The sequence below is a fragment of the Salinarchaeum sp. Harcht-Bsk1 genome, from assembly GCF_000403645.1.
Taxonomy (GTDB): domain Archaea; phylum Halobacteriota; class Halobacteria; order Halobacteriales; family Salinarchaeaceae; genus Salinarchaeum.
In genome coordinates this window covers 2089254-2110050 of the sequence record NC_021313.1, presented here as the reverse complement: position 1 = coordinate 2110050, position 20797 = coordinate 2089254, and the positions used below count along the sequence as shown (strand labels likewise).

The window sequence follows — 20797 nt, the reverse complement described above, 5'->3', positions numbered from 1 at the left end:
TTCTGCGTTGTATTCGTGGAATTGCCGGGACGAAAACAGGTGCTGGGGTTTATGCTCCCGGTGGGAGCACGTTTCATCCCACCATGGCAGCATCTGACATTCAGGACGGGAAACTCGTCGAACTCTATCACCGCTACGTCGGCGAACCGGACTCCAAACGCGACGTGTACGGCTACTGGCTGTTCCTCATGGGCACGCTCGCGGGGATCCTCGGCTTTCTCATCTACGAGGTCGGCGTCGTCATGTCGGGACAGAACTGGGCGCTCCGGCGAATCGCGATCGTACTCGCCGCCTCCGGCGGCGTGTTCGGCTTGCTCGGGATCGTCACACTCCTCCCGGTCAGGCGACGCGCGATGCAGGCGAGTCTGGTCGGCGCGGCGGTCGCGCTGCTCTCGATGCCGGTGTTCTGGACCGTCTACCCCGGGAGCTGGAACGTCAACCAGGGAACGGACTACGCGCCGATCATCATCGCGGTCTACAGCCTCGGCGTCGGCGTCGTCGCGGGCGTCGCAGTGCTCGTCCCCGTCATCACCGGGGAGAAAGGACTGCTCGTCGAACCCGAACTCGGGATCGACTCCGACGCCTCGCCGGTCCTGCTGGGCGAGGAGAAAGAGGACGCCTTCTTCGCCGTGTTCGAACACCCCAGCAACGACTGGGCCTGGCGGATCATCCAACGCGACGCCCTCGGTGAATCAGCGGAACTCGCGCCGTCGGACACCGACGCACGGCTGGCGATCGACGACGTTCGGGAGACGATCGGCGACGCGGGGATGCTCGAGATCACGACCGCCGCCTTCCGGCTCTACAAGACCGACGAGGGTGGCTGGCGGTGGTCGCTCGTGCGCGACGACGGCAGCGTCCTCGCTCGCAGCGACGAACCCGCCGCGACGCGGGACGAGGCAGAATCCACAGTTACCTTCCTCAAGGAGGCCATCCCGGGAGCGAACGTCATCGAGATTCGCTCGGCCGCGTTCGACGTCTCCGAGGACGAGCGCGGCGACTGGCACTGGCGGCTGCTCGACGACCGCCGGCAGCCCCTCGCGACCGATCCGGGCGGCTACGACGACGAGGCGGCCGCCGAGGTCGCGACCGACCAGTTCGTCGAGGGCATCGACGGCAGCCGCATCCTCGCGTTCGAGGTCGGCGTCGAACTGGTGCCGGGCGACGGCGGCTGGCACTGGCGCATCGTCGATCGCGACGACCGGGCGCTCGTCACCAGCGAGGCCGCCTACGAGACCCGCCGGAGCGCGGAACAGGCCGCGAGCGACGCCGCGGAGCGCGTCGGCGACGCGACGATCATCCAGCGTGGCCAGCCGGGGTACGAACTGTACGCCGTCGGCGACGGCCACCGCTGGCGGCTCCGCGACGACGCCGACGACCTGATCGCGACGAGTCACGAGACGGTCGACGCTGCCGGAACCATCCAGCAGCGGGCCGAGCGAACCCGCTCCGTCGTCGGCGACGCCGAGACCGTCGAGGTCGAGGGAGCGGACTACGAGGTCTATCCCGAGTCCAATCCCGGCGTGGCGGCGGGCGGTGACGACGCCGCGGAAGCGGCCGGGGACGGCGGTCGAACCTGGAACTGGCGCCTCGTCTCCGCGGATCGCCGGCTCCTCGCAGACAGCACGGAGTCGTTCGCGGACAGCGAGGCCGCCGAGTCGGCCGCGAGCCGCGTTCGCGAGCAGGCCCTCGCGGCGGACCTCATCGAGTTCGAGCAGGCCGCCTTCCAGCAGTACGAGTCCGGCGGCGAGTGGCGCTGGCGGCTCATCGACGAGGACGGCCAGGTGATGGCCGACTCCGGCGAGGAGTACGGCTCCCGCGAGGAGGTCATGGACGGCATGACGACGCTGAAGGAGAACGCACCCGACGCCGAGGTGCTGGAGATCGACACCGCCGCCTTCGAGATCTACAAGACCGACGCCGGTGAGTACGCCTGGCGGCTCATCGACGAGGCGGGGAAGCTGATCGCGGAGGGCGCGGAGACCCATCCCTCGCGAGCATCCGCACGTGACGCCGTCGACTTCCTCACCGAGAACCTCGAGGACGCCAGGGTCCGCGGGATGGAGACCGCGATCTTCCAGCTCTCGACCGACGTCGAGGCCGACGTCTGGGACTGGTGGCTCGTCGACACCGACGGCACGATCCTCGCGGAGGGCACCGAGCGCTACCCGACCCGCGACGACGCCGTCGCGGCGATCGCTGACGTCAGGGAGGCCGGCGACGGCGCGGAGGTCGACCAGATCGGCGCGCTCACGCTCCAGCTCCGCAACGGCGGCGGCTGGCACTGGCGACTCATCGACCGCGACCGCGAGGCCGTCGCGACGGGCGACCGGACCTACGAGGACCGCGGCTCGGCGCTCACGGACGCCCACGCCGTCATCGACGGCGCCGCCGACGCGCCGGTGTTCGAACTCGGCGACGGCGTGATCTGGGTCGACGAGACCGACGACGGGTGGGGTTGGCGGCTCCTCGACGCGAACCGCGAACCAGTGGCGGTCTCCGCGGAGCGCTACGAGAGCCAGCACGCCGCCGTCGAGGCGGTCGAAGACGTCCAGTCCCGCGCGCCCGACGCCGGGACGCTCGAGTTCGATACGCTCGCCTTCGAACTCCACCGTGACGAGACCGACGGCTGGGCCTGGCGCCTCCTCGACGAGCGCGAGCGGGTCCGCGCCGTCAGCGCCGCGAACTACGAGGTTCGGGACGACGTGACCACGGCGATCGACGAATCCAAGGACGTCGTCGGGCAGGCGAGCATCCTCGAGATCGACGAAGCGGCCTTCGAGTTCCACGAGCGCGGCGGCGGCTGGATCTGGCGCCTCGTCGACGAGAACGGCCGCTCGCTCGCGGAATCGGTCGAGCCGCACCCGTCGAGGCAGGCGGCCCGCGAGGAGATGCTCTCCGTCAAGGAGCACGGCCCCGAGGGCGAAACCGTCGTGACCTGGTAGGGCCGTCCGCCGTTACTGCGCGCCTAGCGATTTTCGACCGCTCGTTTCGGCTACCGAGGCCCAGAGTCCGTAACTTGGCCGATACCCCGCTCCACCTGGTGGACTGAAAGGGCGAGGCCCGTCTGGCGTGCGCTCAGCCGGCCCTATCCGAGCGACGCGAGGATATCCGGCTGAGCGCACGCCAGCGGGCCGAGGGCTTTCGAAGCGGTTACGCTGGCGGGATTCACGGCAAATACTGAACCCCACCGAGCCGAGAGACCGGATTCCTTTTGCAGATCGGTTCCCCACCACCAAGCGTGAGCGACGAGGACCACGGATCCGCACAGCCCGGCGGCGACGGGGACGGCCCCGCCACCGACGGAGCCGGCGACGCAGCGACCGAGGCGGCGAGTCAATCCGCCGTCGAGAACGCGATTCCGGACGTTTCGAGCGCCGACGACGGCGCTGACGGCGGCGACGGCAGCGACGAACCCGACCACACGCCCGACGACCACCCGCGATCCGAGGACCTCGAGACGCGCCATCGGATCGAGGCCGGCGTGGAGAAGGGGATCACCCACATCCAGGGGATGCACGCGGAGGGCCGCGGCACGGCCTTCGACTACCTGCTCGGCGAAGAGACGATCCCGAGCGCCGACGACGCCGCCCGCGCGGCGGCCGCTCAGCTCCTCCTTGCGGAACACCCCGTGCTCTCCGTGAACGGAAACGTCGCCGCGCTGGTGCCCGAGGAGTACGTCGAACTCGCCGATGTCGTCGGTGCCGACCTCGAGGTCAACCTCTTCAACCGCACCGAGGAGCGGATGGCGGCCATCGCCGAACACCTCCGCGAGCACGGCGCGGAGGAGGTCAAGGGCCTGACCGGGGACGGCGAGGTCCCCGAGGTCGGGCACTACCGCGGGATCGTCGACGCCGACGGCATCGAGGACGCAGACGTCGTGCTCGTGCCGCTGGAGGACGGCGACCGTGCAGAAGCGCTGGGGAAGATGGGCAAGACCGAGATCGTGATCGATCTCAACCCGCTGTCGCGCTCGCCCCAGACCGCCACGATCCCGATCGTGGACAACGTCGTCCGGGCGGTGCCGACCATCACCGAGCACGCCCGGACGCTACGCGCCGACGGCGCGACGCGCGAGGAACTGGAAGCGATCGTCGAGCGCTTCGACGCCCAGGAGCACCTCCGGCAGGCGGAGGAGCAGATCCGGACGGCAGCCTGGGAGTAGGCGGCCGTCGCGGCACCGACGAATCGCCGATTCGCTCGTTTGGACGACCGCCGGGAAGCAACTGGAGAGAACTGCGGAGTTGCATCGCCACGAACCGGCGACGCCGCGGCTTCACGGATCACAACACCTAACCACCACGGCGTAGTAACACCGGGTGGTATGAGCGAATCCGATGCCGAGTTCGACAAGTTCAGCGACGTCGGCGAGGCGGAAGTCACGCGAGCGATCGGGCAGGAGTGGACCGAGGAGTTCATGGACTTTTCCGACTCCGACGTGATCATCGTCGGCGGCGGGCCCTCCGGCCTCATGGCCGCAAAGGAGCTCTCCGAGCGCGGCGTCCAGGTCATGGTCGTCGAGAAGAACAACTACCTCGGCGGCGGCTTCTGGCTCGGCGGGTTCCTGATGAACAAGGTCACCGTCCGCGACCCCGCCCAGCACGTCCTCGAGGACCTCGATGTCGACTTCAAGCAGTCCCAGGACTCCGAGGGTCTCTACGTCGCCAACGGCCCCGAGGCCTGTTCCGGCCTGATCAAGGCCGCCTGTGACGCCGGCGCGAAGATGCAGAACATGACGGAGTTCACCGACATCGTGATCCGCGAGGACCACCGCGTCGGCGGCATCGTCATGAACTGGACGCCCGTCCACGCGCTGCCCCGCGAGATCACCTGCGTCGACCCGATCGCCGTCGAGGCCGACCTCGTCATCGACGCCACCGGCCACGACGCGATGGCGGTCAAGAAACTCGACGAGCGCGGCGTCCTGAACGCCCCAGGCATCGAGGACGCGAAGTCCAACGCAGGCATGGACCAGACCAGCGACGACACCTACGGCGCGCCCGGCCACGACTCCCCCGGCCACGACTCGATGTGGGTCGGCAAGTCCGAGGACGCCGTCGTCGAGCACACCGGCCTCGCCCACGACGGCCTGATCGTCACCGGGATGGCGACCGCGACGACCTACGGCCTCCCGCGCATGGGGCCGACGTTCGGCGCGATGCTCATCTCCGGCAAGCGCGCAGCGCAGAAAGCCCTCGACGAACTCGGGGTCGACGCCGAACCCGTCGACATGACGAGTCGACAGGCGGCAGGCGACTGAGGAGGGCGTCGTTCGCCGGCCGCGATCGCTCGATCGAACCCGTTCTTTGCCGAGACGCCTCCTTTTGACTGCCTGGCCGCAGAGGTCCCACACATGCCCGAACTCCACACCACGCTGGGCGCCCTCGATCGCGAGGCCATCGATCTGATCCTCCCGCACGAGCACGTCTTCACGGACCTCGGCCCGATGGAGGAACGGGCCCACGAGACCGCCGACCTCGAGGAAGTCGTCGAGGTCGTCGGCCCCGAGATCGAGCGCGCGAAGGAGGCTGGCGTCACGGGGATTGTCGAACCGACGCCCCGCGGCGTCGGCCGGCGCGTCGACGCCGTGGAGGCGGTCTCCGAAGCGACCGACTTCCCGATCGCCGTCGCGACGGGGATCTACCAGGAGCCTCGCATTCCGGAGTGGGCCAGAGAGGCCGGCGAGGACGAACTCACAGAGTGGATGATCGAGGAACTCACCGAGGGCGTCGAGGAGGCGGAGACGCAAGCGGCCTTTATCAAGGTCTCCACGGACGACGACGATCCCGAGGCCCTCAGCGACGACGAGGAGACGATCCTTCGCGCAGCAGCCAGGGCGGGCGCCGAGACCGGCGCGGCGATCGGGAGCCACACGCTCTACGCCGACATGGTCGAGACCCAGCTCGACGTGATCGAAGACGCGGGCTACACCGCCGATCGGTTCGTCTGGATCCACGCCCAGGCCGAGGACGACCTCGATCGGCACGTCGAGATCGCCGAGCGCGGCGCCTGGATCGAGTACGACTGGATCGGCGGCGACGACCAGCCCGACGCGGCGTACGTCGAGCGCATCGAGCGGCTGCTCGCGGCGGATCTGGGCGACCAGCTCCTCCTGAGCCAGGATCGGGGCTGGTACGACCCGAGCGAGCCCCGCGGCGGCGAGGTGAAGCCCTACACCTACCTGACCGACGAGTTCCTGCCGGCGCTGCGGGAGGCGGGGATCGACGAGGCGACGATCCGACAGTTGACCGAGGACAATCCGTTCGACGCGTTCGCCCGATGAGCCGGGAACCGCCCGGGTAAGCCGAAGAGAGTCCGGCTGCGCCGGTGAACCCCCCAGGTGCCCTGGAACGACCCGAACTCCGGACTCGAACCCAGACGACAACAGCTAACTGACCCTCGCTCCAGACTCCGACTATGGGATTCTTCGGCCGCCTCAAAACTGGATGGAACCTCGCGAAAGACAGCACGCACGTGCTCCGGGAAGAGCCCTCCCTCGCCGTCTTTCCGCTACTCAGCGGGATCTTCGGCCTCCTCTTCATGGCCGCGTTGTTCGGTGGCACGTACGTGACGGCGGGTCTCGAAGAGGGACCGGTCACCTACGCCGTCCTCTTCGTCCTCTACTTCGGCTCCACGTTCATCGCCGCGTTCTTCAACGCCGCACTGGTCCACAACGCTCGCGAAGTGTTCCACGGCCGCGATCCGACCCTCGGCGAGGGGATGCGCGCGGCGTGGAGCCACAAGCGGACGCTCGCGATCTGGGCGCTGGTCGCCGCCACCGTCGGGATGATCCTCCGCGCGATCGAGGGCAGCGACAACCCGCTCGCGGAGATCGCCGCCATGCTCTTCAGCGTCGCCTGGGGTATCCTGACCTACTTCATCGTCCCCGTGATCGTCTTCGAGGACGTCACTCCGACGGAGATGTTCAAGCGGAGCGGCGAGACGTTCAAGTCGACCTGGGGCGAGACCGCCGGCGCCGGCTTCGGGGTCGGGCTGGTGACCGCGATCTTCGCGATCGTCGGCCTCGCACTCGCCGTGGGCGTCTTCTTCCTCTTCGGCGCCGGCACCTTCGGCGTCGTCGGCGGCGTCGCCGTCGGCGCGGTCGTCCTGCTCGCGGCGTACCTCTTCGGGAGCGCGCTGGGCTACATCGCCCGCACCGCGCTGTACGTCTACGCCACGGAGAACGAACAGCCCGAAGCCTTCCGGAACGTCGACTTCTCGCGGACGCACTGAACGGGATTGGCTCTTTCGGGGTGTGATCGATCGGTGCCGATACGATACGGAATACAGCTCCGCGGACACATTTGGAAGCCCCTCCCGCTCGCGCCCGCTGACTCGCTGCGCTCCTCAGTCGCTCACTCCGTTCGCTCCTTCCGGTGCTTGCTTCGTCACCGAACGCGACCGGTCGGCCCCTTCCAGTCCCGCCCGATGAGTCGTCGAACTGGTTCGGTGAACGGTCAGCATTCGGCGAAGCGACGCTGGGGAATGCCAGCCGGTCGGGGCGGTAGCGGAATCGAACTCGTCGATCAGAGCCCTTCCCGACCGCCTTCGCTCGCCAGCAACACGATCATCGAGAACCCGGAGATCACCATCAACAGGAGCGCCGGTACCACGGCGTACTGGTAGAAGTGGGAGTCCTGGGCGCGCCAGATCTGCGTCGCGATCGTCTCGAACTCGTTGGGTTTGAGCATGAGCGTCACCGGGAGCTCCTTCATCGTCGTGAGAAAGACGAGTGCGGCGCCGGCGACGATCCCGGGGACGATCTGTGGCAGAGTCACCCGGCGGAACGCCCGGAACGGCGAGTCGCCGAGCGTGCGAGCGGCCTCGACGAGCCGCGGATCGACCTGCAGCGTCGTCGAGCGGATCGAGCCGACGGCCTGTGGCAGGAAGCGGACGACGTAACCGAAGATGAGCAGCGGGAGCGTGAAGTACAGCGCGGGGACGAGCCGGGTGCCGAGGTACACCAGCGAGAGCCCGAGGACGACGCCCGGAACGGCGAAGCCGAGGTAGGTGCCACGCTCGAAGACCGCCGCGAGCCGGGAGTCGTGGTGAGCGGAGAGGTAGCCGATCGGGAGCGCCGCGATGGCGGCGATCAGTGCCGCGGCGGCAGCCACCTTCACGGAGTTCGTCGCCATGCTCCACTCGAACGCCAGCGACGGCCTGCGGGCCGTCGCGGAACTCGACAGCCAGAGGTAGAGGATCCACAGCGGGACGAGCAACGCGAGCCCCGCCACCAACGCCGGGAATCCCATCGCGACCCACCGCCAGCGTCCGAGGCTGACGGGGCGGTCGCGCGTCGCCTCCGATTCGCTCGCCGAGGCGTCCGGGACGATCCACCGCTCGATCACGAGGACGAGCGCGACGATCGCGAGCAACTGGAGGGAGAGCACGGCCTCCGGCGCCTGTCCGAGCTGTCCGAACTCGACGTAGATCTCCCGCGTGAAGACGGGGAGGCGCATGATCGCCGGCGTCCCGAAGTCCGAAATCGCGTAGAGTGCGGCGAGCAACGCGCCGGCGGCGATCGCCGGACGAATCTGTGGGAGCGTCACCCGCCAGAACGCGGCGAGTTTGCCGTGGTTGAGCGTCCGCGCCGCCTCGACGAGCCGGGCGTCGAAGCTCAAGAGTGCGGCACGCGTCGTGAGGTAGACGTAGGGGTAGGTGTAGAGCGTGATCACGACGATCGCACCGGGCAGCCCGTAGATCTCAGGGATCTGTTCGACGCCGAGCGGTTCGAGCATGTCCTGGAAGCGGCCCCTGGGCCCGAACGCCGAGACGACCGTGAACGCGCCGACGTAGCTGGGGATCACGAGCGGGAGCGCCGAGACGATCGTCCAGAAGCGGCGGAACGGCAGGTCCGTCCGGACGGTGAGGTAGGCGAGCGGCACGCCGAGCAGCACGGAGCCGGCCGTCACGCCGCCCATCAGCAGGAGGCTGTTCTTCAGGACCGTCAGCGTCTCCTCGCTCGTGGCGAGGTCCCAGGCCTCGCCGGGATCGATCTCTGCAGCCGTCACGAGCAGCCACACGAGTGGGAACACGACGACCAGCGCGATCGCGCCGCTGATCGCGAGCAGGCTCCGGGGAGGGCGCTCTCCGGCGTCGCCACTGCCGCCGATCCGCTGGCGAACCACCTGCAGCCGCTCCCGCACCGACATACCCCGATATCGGCGTTCCAACGAGTATAAGAATTAGGTTTGCCTAATCCGCCCGTGCAGCTGACCAGACGGGACGCCGTCGCGGCGCTGGCGGCGCTCGGCTCGGGCGGGGCGGTCGCACTGGGCGCGCGGGAGTGGCAGCGCTCCGGGGGCGATGCCGCGGACGACGCGAGCAGTGGCGATACCGTGGGCGACGGCCTCGCCACAGACGACCAGGTTCGGGACGCGATGGTCGCCGTCGCGGAGGTCGTCTATCCCAGCGACGTCACGGGAATCCAGACCTTCGTCGAGCGATTCCTCGCGGGGCGACTGGAGCGCGAGGGCCACGGCGAGGGCATCCGCCGCGCCGTCGCCGACCTCGACGACCTGGCTCGATCGTGGTACGACGCGCCGGTCGCGGACCTCGACCCCGCAGACCGCGACGCGTTGCTCCGCGAGGTCGGTGCCGACGTGGCCGACGAGGTCCCCGACGGCACGACGGCCGAGCGGATCCGCTACTACGTCGTGAACGACCTCCTGCTCGGACTCTACACGTCGCCGACGGGCGGCGAACTCGCAGGGATCGAGAATCCGATCGGGCACCCCGGAGGAATCGCGAGCTACCAGCGGGGGCCGAACGAATGACCGGGAGCGCTCAGGCCGACGGACGCGACGCCAGCGACCGAACGGCCGGCCGGAGCGCCGACCCCGATCGCTCGCCCGTCGCGAATGCGGACGTCTGCGTCGTCGGCGCGGGGCCCGCGGGAACGCTGGTAGCGGATCGACTCGCGGGACGGGACCACGAGGTCGTCGTCCTCGACGCCGGTCCCCGCTTCGACGAGACGGAACGCGTCGAGCGGATGGAGAAAGCGATTCGCCCCGCGTTCTCGCGACCGGACGTCTGGGACGTCGGCGGCGACCGCGACGCCTACGAATCGGTAGGCGATCGTCACTACCCGCTGAATCGAACGCGAGTCAAGGGGATCGGCGGGTCGACGCTCCACTGGCAGGGGATGGTGATGCGCCTGCACGAGGCGGATTTCGCCTCTGCGAGCGAGCGCGGCGTCGGCGCGAACTGGCCAATCGAGTACAGCGATTTACGACCGTACTACGCGGAGGCAGAGACCGGGATTGGCGTCGCGGGGGCGGACGACAACCCCTTCGCGCCGCCTCGGGAGGAGCCGTTCCCGATGCCGGCGTTTCCACCGAGCTACAGCGACTCGCTGTTCGCGGAGGCCTGTGAGGCGCTGGAGATTTCGATGCACTCGGTGCCGAACGCCCGGAACTCCGAGGGCTACGACGGCCGGAGCGCGTGTCAGGGCTACGGCTCCTGCCGACCGGTCTGTCCCTCTGGCGCGAAGTACGACGGGAGCGTCCACGCCGAAACGGCAGCCGCGAAGGGCGCGACCGTGATCGATCGCGCGCCGGTCCAGCGCCTGGAGCACACGACGGATCGGATCGAGGCGGCGGTGTTCGCGACGCCGGACGGAACCGAACACCGCCAGGAGGCCGAAACCTTCGTCGTGGCTGCCGGCGGCGTCGAGACGCCGCGATTGCTCTTGCTCTCGGACTCGGAGCACTACCCCGACGGTCTCGCGAACTCCAGCGGTGCGGTGGGACGCTACTTCATGGATCACGTGTTCGCGGGCGCCGGCGGCGTGCTCGAGGAGCCGACCCGCCAGAACCACGTCGGCTTCCTCACGAGCGAGTCCCACCAGTTCTACGACGAGGCCGACGAGCGGATCGCGCCGTTCAAACTCGAGTTCTTCAACTTCGCGGGGCCGTCGCCGGTCGGCATCGCGCTGACCGGGGAGGACTGGGGCGACGACCTCCTCGAGCGGATCCGCGCCGAGTACGGCAACCACGTCACCGTCGGCGCGCTGGTCGAGACGCTGCCGCAGGCGGAGAACCGCGTCGCGTTGCATCCGGATCGGACCGACGACCACGGTAACCCGGTCCCGGAGATCCACTGGTCGATCGACGACCGGGCGAAGCGGACGATCGAGCGAGCCAACGAGGTCCAGCACGAGATTCTCGACGAACTCGGCGCTTCGGAGCGCTGGACCCAGGGCGTCGAGGGCACGGTGCCGACGAACCACCACATGGGGACGACCCGGATGGGGTCGGACCCGTCGGCGAGCGTGGTGAATTCCTCGCTCAGGACCCACGACCTCGAGAACTGCTGGATCGCGTCGAGTTCGGTGTTCCCCACCGCCGGTGCGATGAACCCGACCCTGACGATCGGCGCGCTCGCGTTGAAAGCCGCCGACCACGTCGACGCGGCGCTGTGAATCTGGGCGCTGCAACGGGGTGCAGCCGCTGCAGTGGGATCGCTCCCCACTGTTTTAGGTAAACCTAAAAACTTAACCGTGGGCGGTCGCGAGGGGACGGTGATGAGCGAGGTAGCGCAACCGGACGGAAACGGCGCCCGCGATGGAGAGAGCGCCGAGGCCGCAAACGACGCGACTGACGCCGCGACCGACGGCGAGTACACCTTCGACGACCTCGCGGTCGTGATGGGCACCTACAACGAGGAAGAGGCCATCGCGACGGTGCTCCAGGACGTCGAGGAAGTGACCGACGGCAAGGCCGAAGTCGTCTGCGTCGACGGCTCCTCGGATCGCACGCCCGAGATCGCCCGGGAGCACGGCGCGACCGTCATCGGGCAGGAGCCCCAGGGCTACGGCGTTGCCGTGTCGGCTGCGATTCAGGCGCCCGATCGGCCGATCGTCGTCACGACCGACTGCGACGACACCTACCCGATGGAGGAACTCCCCGTCTTCCTCGAGGAGATCAACGACGGCGCCGACGTCGTGAGCGGGGATCGCATCTCCCCGGGTGCCGACGCGATGCCCGGGTTCAATCGTTTCGGCAATCAGGTGTTTGCGGCCGTCGCGAGCGTGCTCATGCTCCGCCGCGTCCACGACACCACGACCGGCATGCGGGCCTACCGAAAGGAGGTCATCGACGCGATCGAGTGGACCGAGAACACCGGGCTCTCCGCAGAGCTCCTGATTCGACCGCTGATGCGCGGCTACGACGTTCGCGAGCGACCGATCCCGTATCGAGAGCGCGCCGGCGAGACCAAGCTCGATCCGATCCAGGGCGGTGCCGCCATTCTGAAGTCGATTCTGAAGGTCTGCGTCCAGGAGCGGCTTCGATAACTGGCTATCGTCGGTCTGCGGGTGAAACGACAATCGAAATCGCAGTCCGCATGAAAGCGGCCGAGCAATCGACCTAGAAATCGACCACGCCGCACCACGGCGAACTCACTCCTCGAGAAGGTCGACCCGCTCGCGGAGCCAGGCCTCCGCAGCCGCGACCTGCTCGCGATCCGTCCCGGAGAGCTTCACCCGGACGTGCTCGCCGGGGTAGCTCCCGACGTCGACGTCGAAGGTCTCTCGGAGCTCTGCGAAGCGTTCGACCAGATGCGATTCGGGCTCGTCGACGGGGACCTGCACGACGAAGCGCTCCGGGCCCGAGAAGTTGTCCGCAACGTCGGCGAACATCGCTTTCATCTCAGCGGGCACGCCGGGGAGCACGTACACGTCGCCGATGACGCAGCCGGGAGCGACGCCGACCTCGTTGTGCAGCGGTTCGGCGCCGGCCGGGATCCCGGTCGTGCCGGGGTCGAGATCGTCCGCGGAGTAGCCGCCGTGTTCCACGAGCCAGTCCTCGGCGGCCTGGCTGTGCTCGACCTCCTGTCCAAACGCGGCGGCGACCGCCTCCATCGTCAGGTCGTCGTGGGTCGGGCCGAGCCCGCCCGTGATGACGACGGCGTCGTACTCGGCGCGATACTCGTTGACGACCCGGGCGATCTCGCCGACGACATCGGGGAGCGTGATCACGCGCCGGACGGAGACGCCGCGGTCGGTCAGCTCCGTGCAGAGCCAGGTAGCGTTCGTGTTCGCGGTGTCGCCGGCGAGCAGTTCGTCGCCGACGGTGACCACGGCTACGTCCATGGCCCCTCTTGCGCTGGCGGGGGCAAAAGGCTCGCGGGACGCCATCGGTACCCCGACGAACCGAGCGGATCGACCGGCGGTCTCGACGCCTGGGACGCTCGTTGCAGAGCGTGAGACTGCGCTGGGACATTTTTGGGCGCCGGCCACCATGGCTCGTCTATGCGAGCGACAGTCTCGACCCGGACGACCCGCTACGTCGGCGGCGGGCTGGTCCTCCTCGGCGTCCTCGCCGGCGTGCTGGCCTGGCCGGAGCTGCCCGCGACGATGGACGTCCACTGGAACGCGAGCGGCGAGGCCGACGGGACCGCGCCCCGCGCCGTCGGCGCCCTCCTGCTCCCCGCGGTGGCGGCGATCCTGCTGGGCGTCTTCGACCAGCTTCCGCGGATCGACCCGCTCGGCGAGAACGTCGCCGACTTCCGGGGCTACTACGACGGCTTCGTCCTCCTGCTCGTGGCGTTCCTGATCGGCGTCCACGGCGTCGTGCTGGCTGCCAACCTCGGCTTCGACGTGCCGCTCTCGCCGGTCGTACTCGTCGCGACCGGCGGCTTTCTCGCCTACGTCGGCCTGCTCATGCGCCACGCCGAACCCAACTGGTTCGTCGGCGTACGGACGCCCTGGACGCTCTCCAGCGAGGAGGTCTGGCGGCGAACGCACGCTCTCGCGGGTTGGCTGTTCGCGCTCGCCGGCGTCGCGCTGGCCGTGGCTGGAGTTCTGGGCTGGCTGCTCGACGCCGAAGGCGCGATGACGACTGCGGTGCTCGGGATCGTCCTCGTCGCCTCGTTCGTTCCCGTCGGCTACTCCTACTACCTCTATCGCTCGCTCGGCGGGCCGGAGGACGCGCCGGCGTGACGCCCCGGAACCGACCCGCCGACAGCCTGTGACGGGGCCGGTCAGCCCATCCCGGGCGGCGGCCGCTCGCCGTCGTCATCGTCCCGATCGAGGTCGAGCCCCTGGGCGGCTCGCCACTCCTGGATCTCCTGGATCTCCCGCCGGTAGTGGAGGAAGATCCCTGCGCCGACGACGGTGAGCAGACCGATCAGGCCGTAGAAGAGGTAGAAGTCCCGATCGCGGTAGAAACGCACGAGCAGCGTCTGGCTGTTGTCCACGCCGGTCCAGACGATCTGGGTGTGCCCGTCGACCGTGCGTGTGTTGTAGCTCCGGGGGGAGACGTCCGAGAGGAGGAAATCGCCGACGCTGTGATGCCTGGGCAGCGTGACCGTGTAGTTGCCGTCTGCGATCGCGGGGAGGCGCAGTTCCTTGTTGCGGCGGTCGCCGATCCACGCGAAACGGCCCGGGCCCTCCGGGAGCCGGACGCGGGTCCGGCGGGCATTCTGGTCGACGTCGATCGCCTCGTGGCCGACGACGGTTCCGTTGGGGTACTGGTACTTGACCGCCCGGATGTCCAGGGAGTGCGGGCGCGTGAATCCCCGTTCGGAGAACGTGACCTGCGTCCGGTTGCCGGTGTAGATCCCGTGATACGTGTCGTCGCCGAGGAAGCCGGCCTGGTTGATCTCGATCTGGACGGTGACGTCGTCGGGCCACTCGTCGGCCGTCGCCGACGTGTCCCACTCGTAGGTTGCGTTCCGGGAGAGTTCGCCCTCCGAGAGACCGGTACCGAACTGGCCGATGCAGCCCGAGAGCGCGAGCAACCCGACGAGGCCGAAAAGGAGCAGCAGTCGGCGACGGGTCGAGGTACTCGGTGACATCCTTAGACGACGGCGCGAAGCTCCGCGGGCAGGTACTCGCCGATCGACGCGATCAGCCCCGGCGGGTCGGTGTCCTCGGTGCAGACGATCGATTGCTCGAGCAGCCCGAGCCGCTCGACGGTGACGATGTCCTGGGCGTGGCCAGCTCGATTCACCGTCGCGCGGACTTCCGAGCGCGTCGCGGAGTTGACGGTGACCCGGCCGGGGCCGCGCTGCCACTCGTAGAGGCGGTCTCGCTCGGCGTCGGCGAGTGCCGCGACGAACGGTCCGTCCGCGTCGCCCTCCCAGCGCTCGCCCGTGACCTGGAACTGCATCGGCAGGTGCTGGACGAGGCCGAAGCGCTCGACGATCTGTTCGGGGTTCCCCGGACCGAGCTCGATCTCCGAGGGCGGAACGCGGACCGGAACGCCGGCGTCGAGGACGAACCCGTTCTCGTCCCACGACTCGAGTGTCCCGGTGTAGGTCTCCTCGGGGTCGAACGGCCCCGTCGCTTCCTGCTCCCCGTCGCCGCTGGCTCCATCCGCAGACGTGGGAATCTCGTCGAACGTCTCGGCGAGGAGGTTCCGCGCGACGACCGCGTCCTCGCCCTCGAGTGTGACGATCGGAAAGCCGTCCTCGCGCAGTTCGATCTCGAAACTCGCGTCGAGGTCCGAGAGGTGGTTGCCGATCTGTCCGCGCAGACTCCGGAGCGTGCGCTCCCGGGCGTCACCCGCGACGTAGATCTTCCGGGCGAGGACCACCGCTTCCGCCATTATGCGTCGGAGCCCTCGATGTGAAGCTCCTCGCGCAGCGAGCCGATCCGCTCGTACATCGCCTGGATCAGCAGGTCGTTGTCCATCGTCTCCAGGGGCGAGCCACACTCGGGGCACTCGAAGCCGAACTCCATCGCCTCGCCGAACTCGAAGCGGATCGAGCAGACCTCACAGAGGTAGAACTCGTGGTTGCGCTCGTACTCCTCCCGCTCCTCGAGCGCGTCGTGGAGTCGGTAGAGCTCCTCTTCGAGGTTCTCCGGGATGTTGTCGTACTGGAACGTCCAGAGGTAGGTCAGCCACCCAGAGTCCTCGTCGCGGAGCCGTCGATACGTCGCGAGGTCGTTCTCGTAGAGAATGAACAGCGCCCGCCGGACGTCGTTGAGCTCCATGTCCAGCTCCTCGGCGAGTTCCTCGTCGGTCACCTCGCCGTCGGGCGGTGCCGCGGCGACGGGCATGCCCTTCGGACCGACCAGCTCGTGGAGGTACTTCTGGATCACCGGGTCCTCGAGGAGATCCTCAAAAGCCATTGCCCGATTCTGGGGGCGTGAGTCGTTTAAACCCACCGGAGCGGGCGCGGTGGCGAACCCGGCGGCCGTCGCTGTGGCCGGCCCTCGACGATCGCCAAGGGTGCATCGCGGCCACCGGACTCACTCCGCCTCGGCGATCTCGATCTGGCGCCCGTCGGGATCGCGGAGGTACGCCGACCGTCCCCAGTCGTACGTTTCGGGGCCGCGGGCGATCTCGAGGCCGGCGTTCCGGAGGTCGGCGACGGTGGCGTCGAGATTCTCGACCTCGAAGGAGACGTGATCGTCCGGCGGGAGGTCGTCGCCCTCCGCCTCGTACTCCTCGTGGACGAGCACAGTCAGGTCGCCGACGGACACGATCGAGATCCCCTCGCCGGCCGCGACCTCCGTCGCGCCGGGCAGCGACTCGTAGAACGCCGACACTGCCTCCACGTCGTCTGTGAACCGCGTGAGTTCGTTGAGCTGCATGGCTCCGCAGGCGCTCGCCGCTGAAATAAATCGGTACGACCGTTCAATCGCTACCCGGCCCGACGGGTCGTCGGCCTGGCGGCGAGTAGACTCCGATCAGCCCTCGTCGCCACTGGCCCCATCGCAGCCATCGCTATCGGCACCGTCGCTCCCGGTCGACGCGTCCTCGGCATGCAGCTCCTCGACGAGCTTCCCTTCCGCTTTCGGTACGACCGCTCGCTCGGCGTCGTCCCACTCTCGGTCGAGTTCCTGCCCCTCGAACAGACGGTCGAGAAAGACAGCCAGCGCCGCGACCTCGGAGTGGGGCTGGTTCGTCACGCCGAGGTTCCAGTCGGCGTGCTCGTAGACGTCCCATGGAACCTTCTCCGCGCCCACGACGACGAGTAGCGGCTCCTCGCGATGGGCCGTCCGCACTTCCTCCTCGACGGTCTGGACCGGCTCGCCGTACATCGTCAGATGGGCGATCGAGCCCTCCCACTCCTCGAGGATCGAGATGGTGCGCTCCGTGGACTCGACGGCAAACGGGCCGCCGAACCGACCGGTGACGTCCGTGGCGGTGTCGTAGGCGTCCGTCGCGTTCGCGGGGAGCAGGACGCGATCTGCGCCGAGGGCGCGTGCCGTCAGCGCAACGTGAGTCGTCATCCGGTCGTCGCGACCGGGGCGGTGACCGAGTCGAAGGATGGTGACCTCGGGCTCGCCGTGCATGCCCGGAGCGACGAGGGGAGGGTGGTAGGATGTTTCGAAGCGCACTCGCCACCGTTGGCCGCCCGTGCGGCCGATCGATCACCCCGAGACGAACGGCGCGGGGTAGTCGAGGCGCAACGTTACGTCGAGGATCCGGCCCTCGCTCGCGAAGTCCACGGATTCGACGGTGTCCTCGGCACGAATCTGATCGACGTACGGCTCGATCGGTGCCGATCGACGGGCATCCACGTCCCGAAACGCCAGCAACGCCCTCACGGTCGAGCCCCCATCGGCGACGGTCGCAGACGCGCCAGTGGCGACGACGCCGCGGAAGCGTCCCTGCTCGACGTCCGTCTCCCGATCGGGATCCTCGAGTCGCACCGATGTCCAGTGCGTCGCGTCGAGACGGGTAGCTGCGGTGGCGAACCCGTCGTGGCTGTCGAGGAGCCGATCGCCGTCGCCCTCGCCGAGGTCGATCACCGATTCGACCAGTTCCCGATCGGCCTCGGAGTAGGCGTACCGGTCGACCTCGAGTACCCGGCCGTCGCGCACGGCGTGGAAGAAGAACCCGGCGCCCGTGCCGTGGATCTCGTAGCCTCGGTAGTCGCCCAGGTGCTCACGATCGTAGTTCGGCCGCTCGTCGAGCGCCGAGACGATCGTCGCGGGATCGACGTCGCCATCGAAGATCGCGACCGTGCGTGGCGAGGCGGCGCCGCCGGCCGAGAGGTCGATCACGCGCTCGACGTCGCTCGCCGCGAGGGCGTCCCAGGCGACGGACTCGTGGGGGACGCCCGGCGAGAGGTCGGCTGGCGTGATCTCGTCGCTTGCGGCGAGCACCGCGCTGGGTTGCAGCGCACCGATCTCGTAGTTGTACGTGCGATCGGGGTTCGGGTCACGGGCCGGTGCCCACCTTGCGAACGGTTCGGCATCGGAGCCGGCCGCGCTACCGTCACCCAAGATGCCGCTACAGCCCACGAGAGCGGCCAGGCCCGTCGCCCCCGTTCCCGCCAGGAACCGCCGTCGCTGCATGACCGGTCAGACCAATCCGACGCACTTTGCGTTTGGGGGCTCGTCCCGGTCGCAACCACCCAAACGACAAAGCAACTGCCGAACGACCGTCCAGCCATGCCACGCACAGCGATCGTCACCGGCGCGTCGTCGGGCATCGGCGAAGCCACTGCGCACGAACTGGCCGACGAAGGGATCGACATCGCGCTAGCCGCACGGCGGGCGGACCGCCTCGAATCCATCGCCGCCGACCTCGAATCGGAGTACGGCGTCGACGCCGTCGCCGTTCCGACCGACGTCCGCGAGGAGACGGCCGTGGAGGCGCTCGTCGAGGCCACCGTCGAACGCTTCGGCGGCCTGGACGTCCTGGTCAACAACGCCGGCCTCGCGCGCGGCCACCTCGTCACGGAACTCGACACGGACGACTACCGGACGATGACCGAGACGAACGAGGACGGCGTCTTCTTTGCGACGCGGGCCGCGCTGCCCCACTTGACCGAGAGCGAGGGGCACCTCGTCTTCGTCGGGAGCTTCGCCGGCCAGTACCCGCGGCCGTTCAACCCGGTCTACGCCGCCACGAAGTGGTGGGTCCGCGGGTTCGCCCACAGCGTCGGCGCGCAGGTCGGCGACGAGGGCGTGGCCGTGTCGGTGGTCAACCCCTCGGAGGTCCGCACGGAGTTCGGCGGCGACGACGGCGACTCCTTCGCGGAGACCTTCGAACCCGGCGAGGTGACCGAGCCGATCGAGATTGCGGAGGCCATCCGGTTCGCGGCGACGCGGGAGCGCTCCGGCGTCTCGGAGATCGACCTCTACCGTCGGGACAAGTTCGCGGATACGATCAAGTAGATCGGCGAACGAGTGCTTTTGCCGCTCCCAGCCGAACCACTCCACCGTGCCCCACGCCGGCCCGCTCCCCGACATCACCGTCCTCGGCGACTACACCTACCTCGCCACGGAGGTCGTCTTCGGGGCCGCCGCGATCGCCCTGCTCTATCGCGCCGACGCGTTCCGGCGGGCCGGCCTGACAGTGCTCGCGCTCTACCCGATCGCCTATCTGTGGGACTGGTACACGCTCCACGTCGGCGTCTTCTCCATCGAGGCCCGCACCGGGATCGAGTTCCTGTGGATCCCGATCGAGGAGCACATCTTCATGCTCGTCGTGCCGGCGCTCGTGATCGGCGTCCACGAGACGCTGCACGGCGACGGTGGGCCAGTGGACTCCGGCGGCGGGACAGGCGACGGCGCCGTAACCGACGACGAGTGATCGCTATCGATCCCAGTCCGCCGGCGCCGCGGGATCGATTCTGATCGCATCGGCGTCCGCGGCGTCGGTCTTCGCCCGCTCGAACAGGTCGGTCGGCTCCGTTTCGCGGATGCGCCCCAGCGAGCCACCGGTCTCGGCGTTGTCGGGCGCGAAGCGGTTGCACCCGGCGGGGATCGTCGACTCGGCGAACGTGTCGAGGGCGCGGGCCTGGTTCGAAATCCGATCCTTGTCCCAGGACAACAGCGGTCGGTGGACCGGTAGCTCGGTCGCGGCGTCGGTGATCGCGAGGTTGCGGACGGTCTGGGAGGACTTCTGCCCGATCGCCTCGCCGGTGACGATCCCGGCGGCGTCGTGCTCGCGGGCGATGGCTTCGGCGACGGCGACCGTGTAGCGCCGGAACGCGAGCATCCGGCCGCGATCCAGCGCGTCGGCGATCGCGGCGACGGACTCCCCCGCGGGCACACGGTAGAGTTCCCAGTCGTCCTGCGGCGCGTGCCATGCGAGCTTTCGGACCGTCTCGACCGCCCGCGCCTCGTGATCCGCGCCACCGTAGTCACCGAGGTCGAGGTACACCGGGACGATCGGACTGCCCCGGCGCATGACCTCGTAGGCGGCGACCGGTGAATCGATCCCGCCGCTGATCAGCGCGACGAGCGGCGCCTGCGTGCCGTACGGAAGGCCGCCCGGCCCCTCGATCCGGTCGAGGGAGACGTAGGCGACGGACTCCCGGACCTCGACCTCGAAGGTCAGGTCGGGGTCGTCGAGGTCCACCCGGGGCTCGACGCCCTCTGGTGCGCCCTCGCCGACCGCGTCGCCGCCGAAGCGCCCGACGTCCTCGCTCGTGAAGGGATGACCGTCGTGCGCCCGCCGGGCCTCGACCGCGAAGGTGCCGCCGTCGTAGTGGGCCGCGGCGGCCTCGCGGAGCGCCGATTCGATGGCCAGTTTCGTCGGTTCGACCGCGAGCGCGGGGCTCGCGGAGACCGCGCCGAAGACGTCCGCGGCCGTTCGGGCGACCGCCTCGACCTCCGCTGGCTCGGTATCGAGGATCGTCCGGGCGTGCCCGACGTCGATCGTCGCGTCGAGGTCGCGAGCGTCGAGCAGCGCCTCGAGGTGCCCGCCCAGTCGGTCGCGCATCCGACCCCCGACCGCGTGGCTCTTCGTCGTCAAGTCGCCGTAGCGGAGGAGGACCGTCGACGCGCCCGGGGGATGCATTGGAGCGGCGTAGTGGCGTCGGGCGTTTAGCTCCACCGCCATGGAACGGGGAAGTGGATGGTCGTCGAGTGGGGCGTCGTCCGACA

The 20797-nt window shown here is 69.0% G+C and carries 20 protein-coding genes; 11 read left to right on the top strand and 9 right to left on the bottom strand.

Annotation, left to right across the window (positions count from 1 at the left end):
- Positions 1–83 precede the first annotated feature (83 nt).
- From L593_RS09530 to L593_RS09510, 5 genes are all read left to right on the top strand, one after another.
- A complete protein-coding gene (locus L593_RS09530; protein WP_020446753.1) occupies positions 84–2945 on the top strand; it encodes a DUF1508 domain-containing protein in 2862 nt (953 codons plus the stop codon).
- Positions 2946–3241: 296 nt separating this feature from the next.
- On the top strand, positions 3242–4165 hold the full coding sequence (locus tag L593_RS09525) for a phosphopantothenate/pantothenate synthetase (protein ID WP_020446752.1): 924 nt from the start codon (positions 3242–3244) through the stop codon (positions 4163–4165).
- A gap of 159 nt (positions 4166–4324) precedes the next feature.
- Positions 4325–5260: a sulfide-dependent adenosine diphosphate thiazole synthase gene (locus tag L593_RS09520; protein ID WP_020446751.1), complete on the top strand. Its 936-nt coding sequence runs from the start codon at positions 4325–4327 to the stop codon at positions 5258–5260.
- 93 nt (positions 5261–5353) lie between these two features.
- The gene (locus L593_RS09515; protein ID WP_020446750.1) at positions 5354–6283 is read left to right on the top strand and encodes a phosphotriesterase; all 930 of its coding nucleotides are present in this window, start codon (positions 5354–5356) and stop codon (positions 6281–6283) included.
- A 134-nt stretch (positions 6284–6417) separates the two neighbouring features.
- The gene (locus tag L593_RS09510) at positions 6418–7233 is read left to right on the top strand and encodes a DUF6159 family protein (protein ID WP_020446749.1); all 816 of its coding nucleotides are present in this window, start codon (positions 6418–6420) and stop codon (positions 7231–7233) included.
- A 293-nt stretch (positions 7234–7526) separates the two neighbouring features.
- On the opposite strand, the gene L593_RS09505 is transcribed toward L593_RS09510, so the two are convergent.
- Complete coding sequence (locus L593_RS09505; protein WP_020446748.1) at positions 7527–9152, bottom strand: iron ABC transporter permease; 1626 nt, start codon at positions 9150–9152, stop codon at positions 7527–7529.
- A gap of 54 nt (positions 9153–9206) precedes the next feature.
- On the opposite strand from L593_RS09505, the gene L593_RS09500 reads away from it, so the two are divergent.
- From L593_RS09500 to L593_RS09490, 3 genes are all read left to right on the top strand, one after another.
- A complete protein-coding gene (locus L593_RS09500) occupies positions 9207–9776 on the top strand; it encodes a gluconate 2-dehydrogenase subunit 3 family protein (protein ID WP_020446747.1) in 570 nt (189 codons plus the stop codon).
- Positions 9773–11422, top strand: a complete 1650-nt coding sequence (locus L593_RS09495) for a GMC family oxidoreductase (RefSeq protein WP_020446746.1) — start codon at positions 9773–9775, stop codon at positions 11420–11422. The genes L593_RS09500 and L593_RS09495 overlap by 4 nt, the downstream gene beginning before the upstream one ends.
- A gap of 225 nt (positions 11423–11647) precedes the next feature.
- Entirely contained in the window at positions 11648–12295 is a 648-nt protein-coding gene (locus tag L593_RS09490) for a dolichyl-phosphate hexose transferase (protein WP_236608613.1), read from the top strand.
- Positions 12296–12400: 105 nt separating this feature from the next.
- Here the strand turns inward: L593_RS09490 and L593_RS09485 are convergent, their stop codons facing one another.
- Positions 12401–13093: a molybdopterin-binding protein gene (locus L593_RS09485; protein ID WP_049894029.1), complete on the bottom strand. Its 693-nt coding sequence runs from the start codon at positions 13091–13093 to the stop codon at positions 12401–12403.
- Positions 13094–13252: 159 nt separating this feature from the next.
- On the opposite strand from L593_RS09485, the gene L593_RS09480 reads away from it, so the two are divergent.
- Complete coding sequence (locus tag L593_RS09480) at positions 13253–13942, top strand: SdpI family protein (RefSeq protein ID WP_020446743.1); 690 nt, start codon at positions 13253–13255, stop codon at positions 13940–13942.
- A 41-nt stretch (positions 13943–13983) separates the two neighbouring features.
- Here the strand turns inward: L593_RS09480 and L593_RS09475 are convergent, their stop codons facing one another.
- From L593_RS09475 to L593_RS09450, 6 genes are all read right to left on the bottom strand, one after another.
- A complete protein-coding gene (locus tag L593_RS09475) occupies positions 13984–14799 on the bottom strand; it encodes a DUF5803 family protein (protein ID WP_020446742.1) in 816 nt (271 codons plus the stop codon).
- 2 nt (positions 14800–14801) lie between these two features.
- A complete protein-coding gene (locus tag L593_RS09470; RefSeq protein ID WP_020446741.1) occupies positions 14802–15551 on the bottom strand; it encodes a DUF2110 family protein in 750 nt (249 codons plus the stop codon).
- Positions 15551–16078 (bottom strand): transcription factor TFIIE subunit alpha, encoded by a 528-nt coding sequence (locus L593_RS09465; protein ID WP_020446740.1) that lies wholly within the window; start codon positions 16076–16078, stop codon positions 15551–15553. The genes L593_RS09470 and L593_RS09465 overlap by 1 nt, the downstream gene beginning before the upstream one ends.
- A 120-nt stretch (positions 16079–16198) precedes the next feature.
- Positions 16199–16543 carry a VOC family protein gene (locus tag L593_RS09460; protein ID WP_020446739.1) on the bottom strand — a complete coding sequence of 115 codons (345 nt, stop codon included), beginning with the start codon at positions 16541–16543 and terminating at the stop codon, positions 16199–16201.
- Between the two features lie 96 nt (positions 16544–16639).
- Complete coding sequence (locus tag L593_RS09455) at positions 16640–17248, bottom strand: tRNA (cytidine(56)-2'-O)-methyltransferase (protein WP_020446738.1); 609 nt, start codon at positions 17246–17248, stop codon at positions 16640–16642.
- A gap of 78 nt (positions 17249–17326) precedes the next feature.
- Positions 17327–18256: a hypothetical protein gene (locus L593_RS09450; RefSeq protein WP_020446737.1), complete on the bottom strand. Its 930-nt coding sequence runs from the start codon at positions 18254–18256 to the stop codon at positions 17327–17329.
- Positions 18257–18352: 96 nt separating this feature from the next.
- On the opposite strand from L593_RS09450, the gene L593_RS09445 reads away from it, so the two are divergent.
- A complete protein-coding gene (locus L593_RS09445) occupies positions 18353–19081 on the top strand; it encodes an SDR family oxidoreductase (RefSeq protein WP_020446736.1) in 729 nt (242 codons plus the stop codon).
- Between the two features lie 46 nt (positions 19082–19127).
- On the top strand, positions 19128–19499 hold the full coding sequence (locus L593_RS09440) for a lycopene cyclase domain-containing protein (RefSeq protein WP_020446735.1): 372 nt from the start codon (positions 19128–19130) through the stop codon (positions 19497–19499).
- Positions 19500–19502: 3 nt separating this feature from the next.
- Here the strand turns inward: L593_RS09440 and L593_RS09435 are convergent, their stop codons facing one another.
- Positions 19503–20711, bottom strand: coding sequence for a tRNA sulfurtransferase (locus L593_RS09435; protein WP_020446734.1), 1209 nt, complete (start codon positions 20709–20711; stop codon positions 19503–19505).
- Between the last annotated feature and the right edge of the window lie 86 nt (positions 20712–20797).

Excerpts from the sequence above, each read along its gene's own strand:
- L593_RS09530 (WP_020446753.1), top strand. The coding sequence starts at position 84 with ATGGCAGCATCTGACATTCAGGACGGGAAACTCGTCGAACTCTATCAC.
- L593_RS09520 (WP_020446751.1), top strand. The coding sequence starts at position 4,325 with ATGAGCGAATCCGATGCCGAGTTCGACAAGTTCAGCGACGTCGGCGAG.
- L593_RS09515 (WP_020446750.1), top strand. The coding sequence starts at position 5,354 with ATGCCCGAACTCCACACCACGCTGGGCGCCCTCGATCGCGAGGCCATC.
- L593_RS09510 (WP_020446749.1), top strand. The coding sequence starts at position 6,418 with ATGGGATTCTTCGGCCGCCTCAAAACTGGATGGAACCTCGCGAAAGAC.
- L593_RS09505 (WP_020446748.1), bottom strand. The coding sequence starts at position 9,152 with ATGTCGGTGCGGGAGCGGCTGCAGGTGGTTCGCCAGCGGATCGGCGGC.
- L593_RS09495 (WP_020446746.1), top strand. The coding sequence starts at position 9,773 with ATGACCGGGAGCGCTCAGGCCGACGGACGCGACGCCAGCGACCGAACG.
- L593_RS09490 (WP_236608613.1), top strand. The coding sequence starts at position 11,648 with ATGGGCACCTACAACGAGGAAGAGGCCATCGCGACGGTGCTCCAGGAC.
- L593_RS09485 (WP_049894029.1), bottom strand. The coding sequence starts at position 13,093 with ATGGACGTAGCCGTGGTCACCGTCGGCGACGAACTGCTCGCCGGCGAC.
- L593_RS09480 (WP_020446743.1), top strand. The coding sequence starts at position 13,253 with ATGCGAGCGACAGTCTCGACCCGGACGACCCGCTACGTCGGCGGCGGG.
- L593_RS09475 (WP_020446742.1), bottom strand. The coding sequence starts at position 14,799 with ATGTCACCGAGTACCTCGACCCGTCGCCGACTGCTGCTCCTTTTCGGC.
- L593_RS09470 (WP_020446741.1), bottom strand. The coding sequence starts at position 15,551 with ATGGCGGAAGCGGTGGTCCTCGCCCGGAAGATCTACGTCGCGGGTGAC.
- L593_RS09465 (WP_020446740.1), bottom strand. The coding sequence starts at position 16,078 with ATGGCTTTTGAGGATCTCCTCGAGGACCCGGTGATCCAGAAGTACCTC.
- L593_RS09460 (WP_020446739.1), bottom strand. The coding sequence starts at position 16,543 with ATGCAGCTCAACGAACTCACGCGGTTCACAGACGACGTGGAGGCAGTG.
- L593_RS09455 (WP_020446738.1), bottom strand. The coding sequence starts at position 17,248 with ATGCACGGCGAGCCCGAGGTCACCATCCTTCGACTCGGTCACCGCCCC.
- L593_RS09450 (WP_020446737.1), bottom strand. The coding sequence starts at position 18,256 with ATGCAGCGACGGCGGTTCCTGGCGGGAACGGGGGCGACGGGCCTGGCC.
- L593_RS09445 (WP_020446736.1), top strand. The coding sequence starts at position 18,353 with ATGCCACGCACAGCGATCGTCACCGGCGCGTCGTCGGGCATCGGCGAA.
- L593_RS09435 (WP_020446734.1), bottom strand. The coding sequence starts at position 20,711 with ATGCATCCCCCGGGCGCGTCGACGGTCCTCCTCCGCTACGGCGACTTG.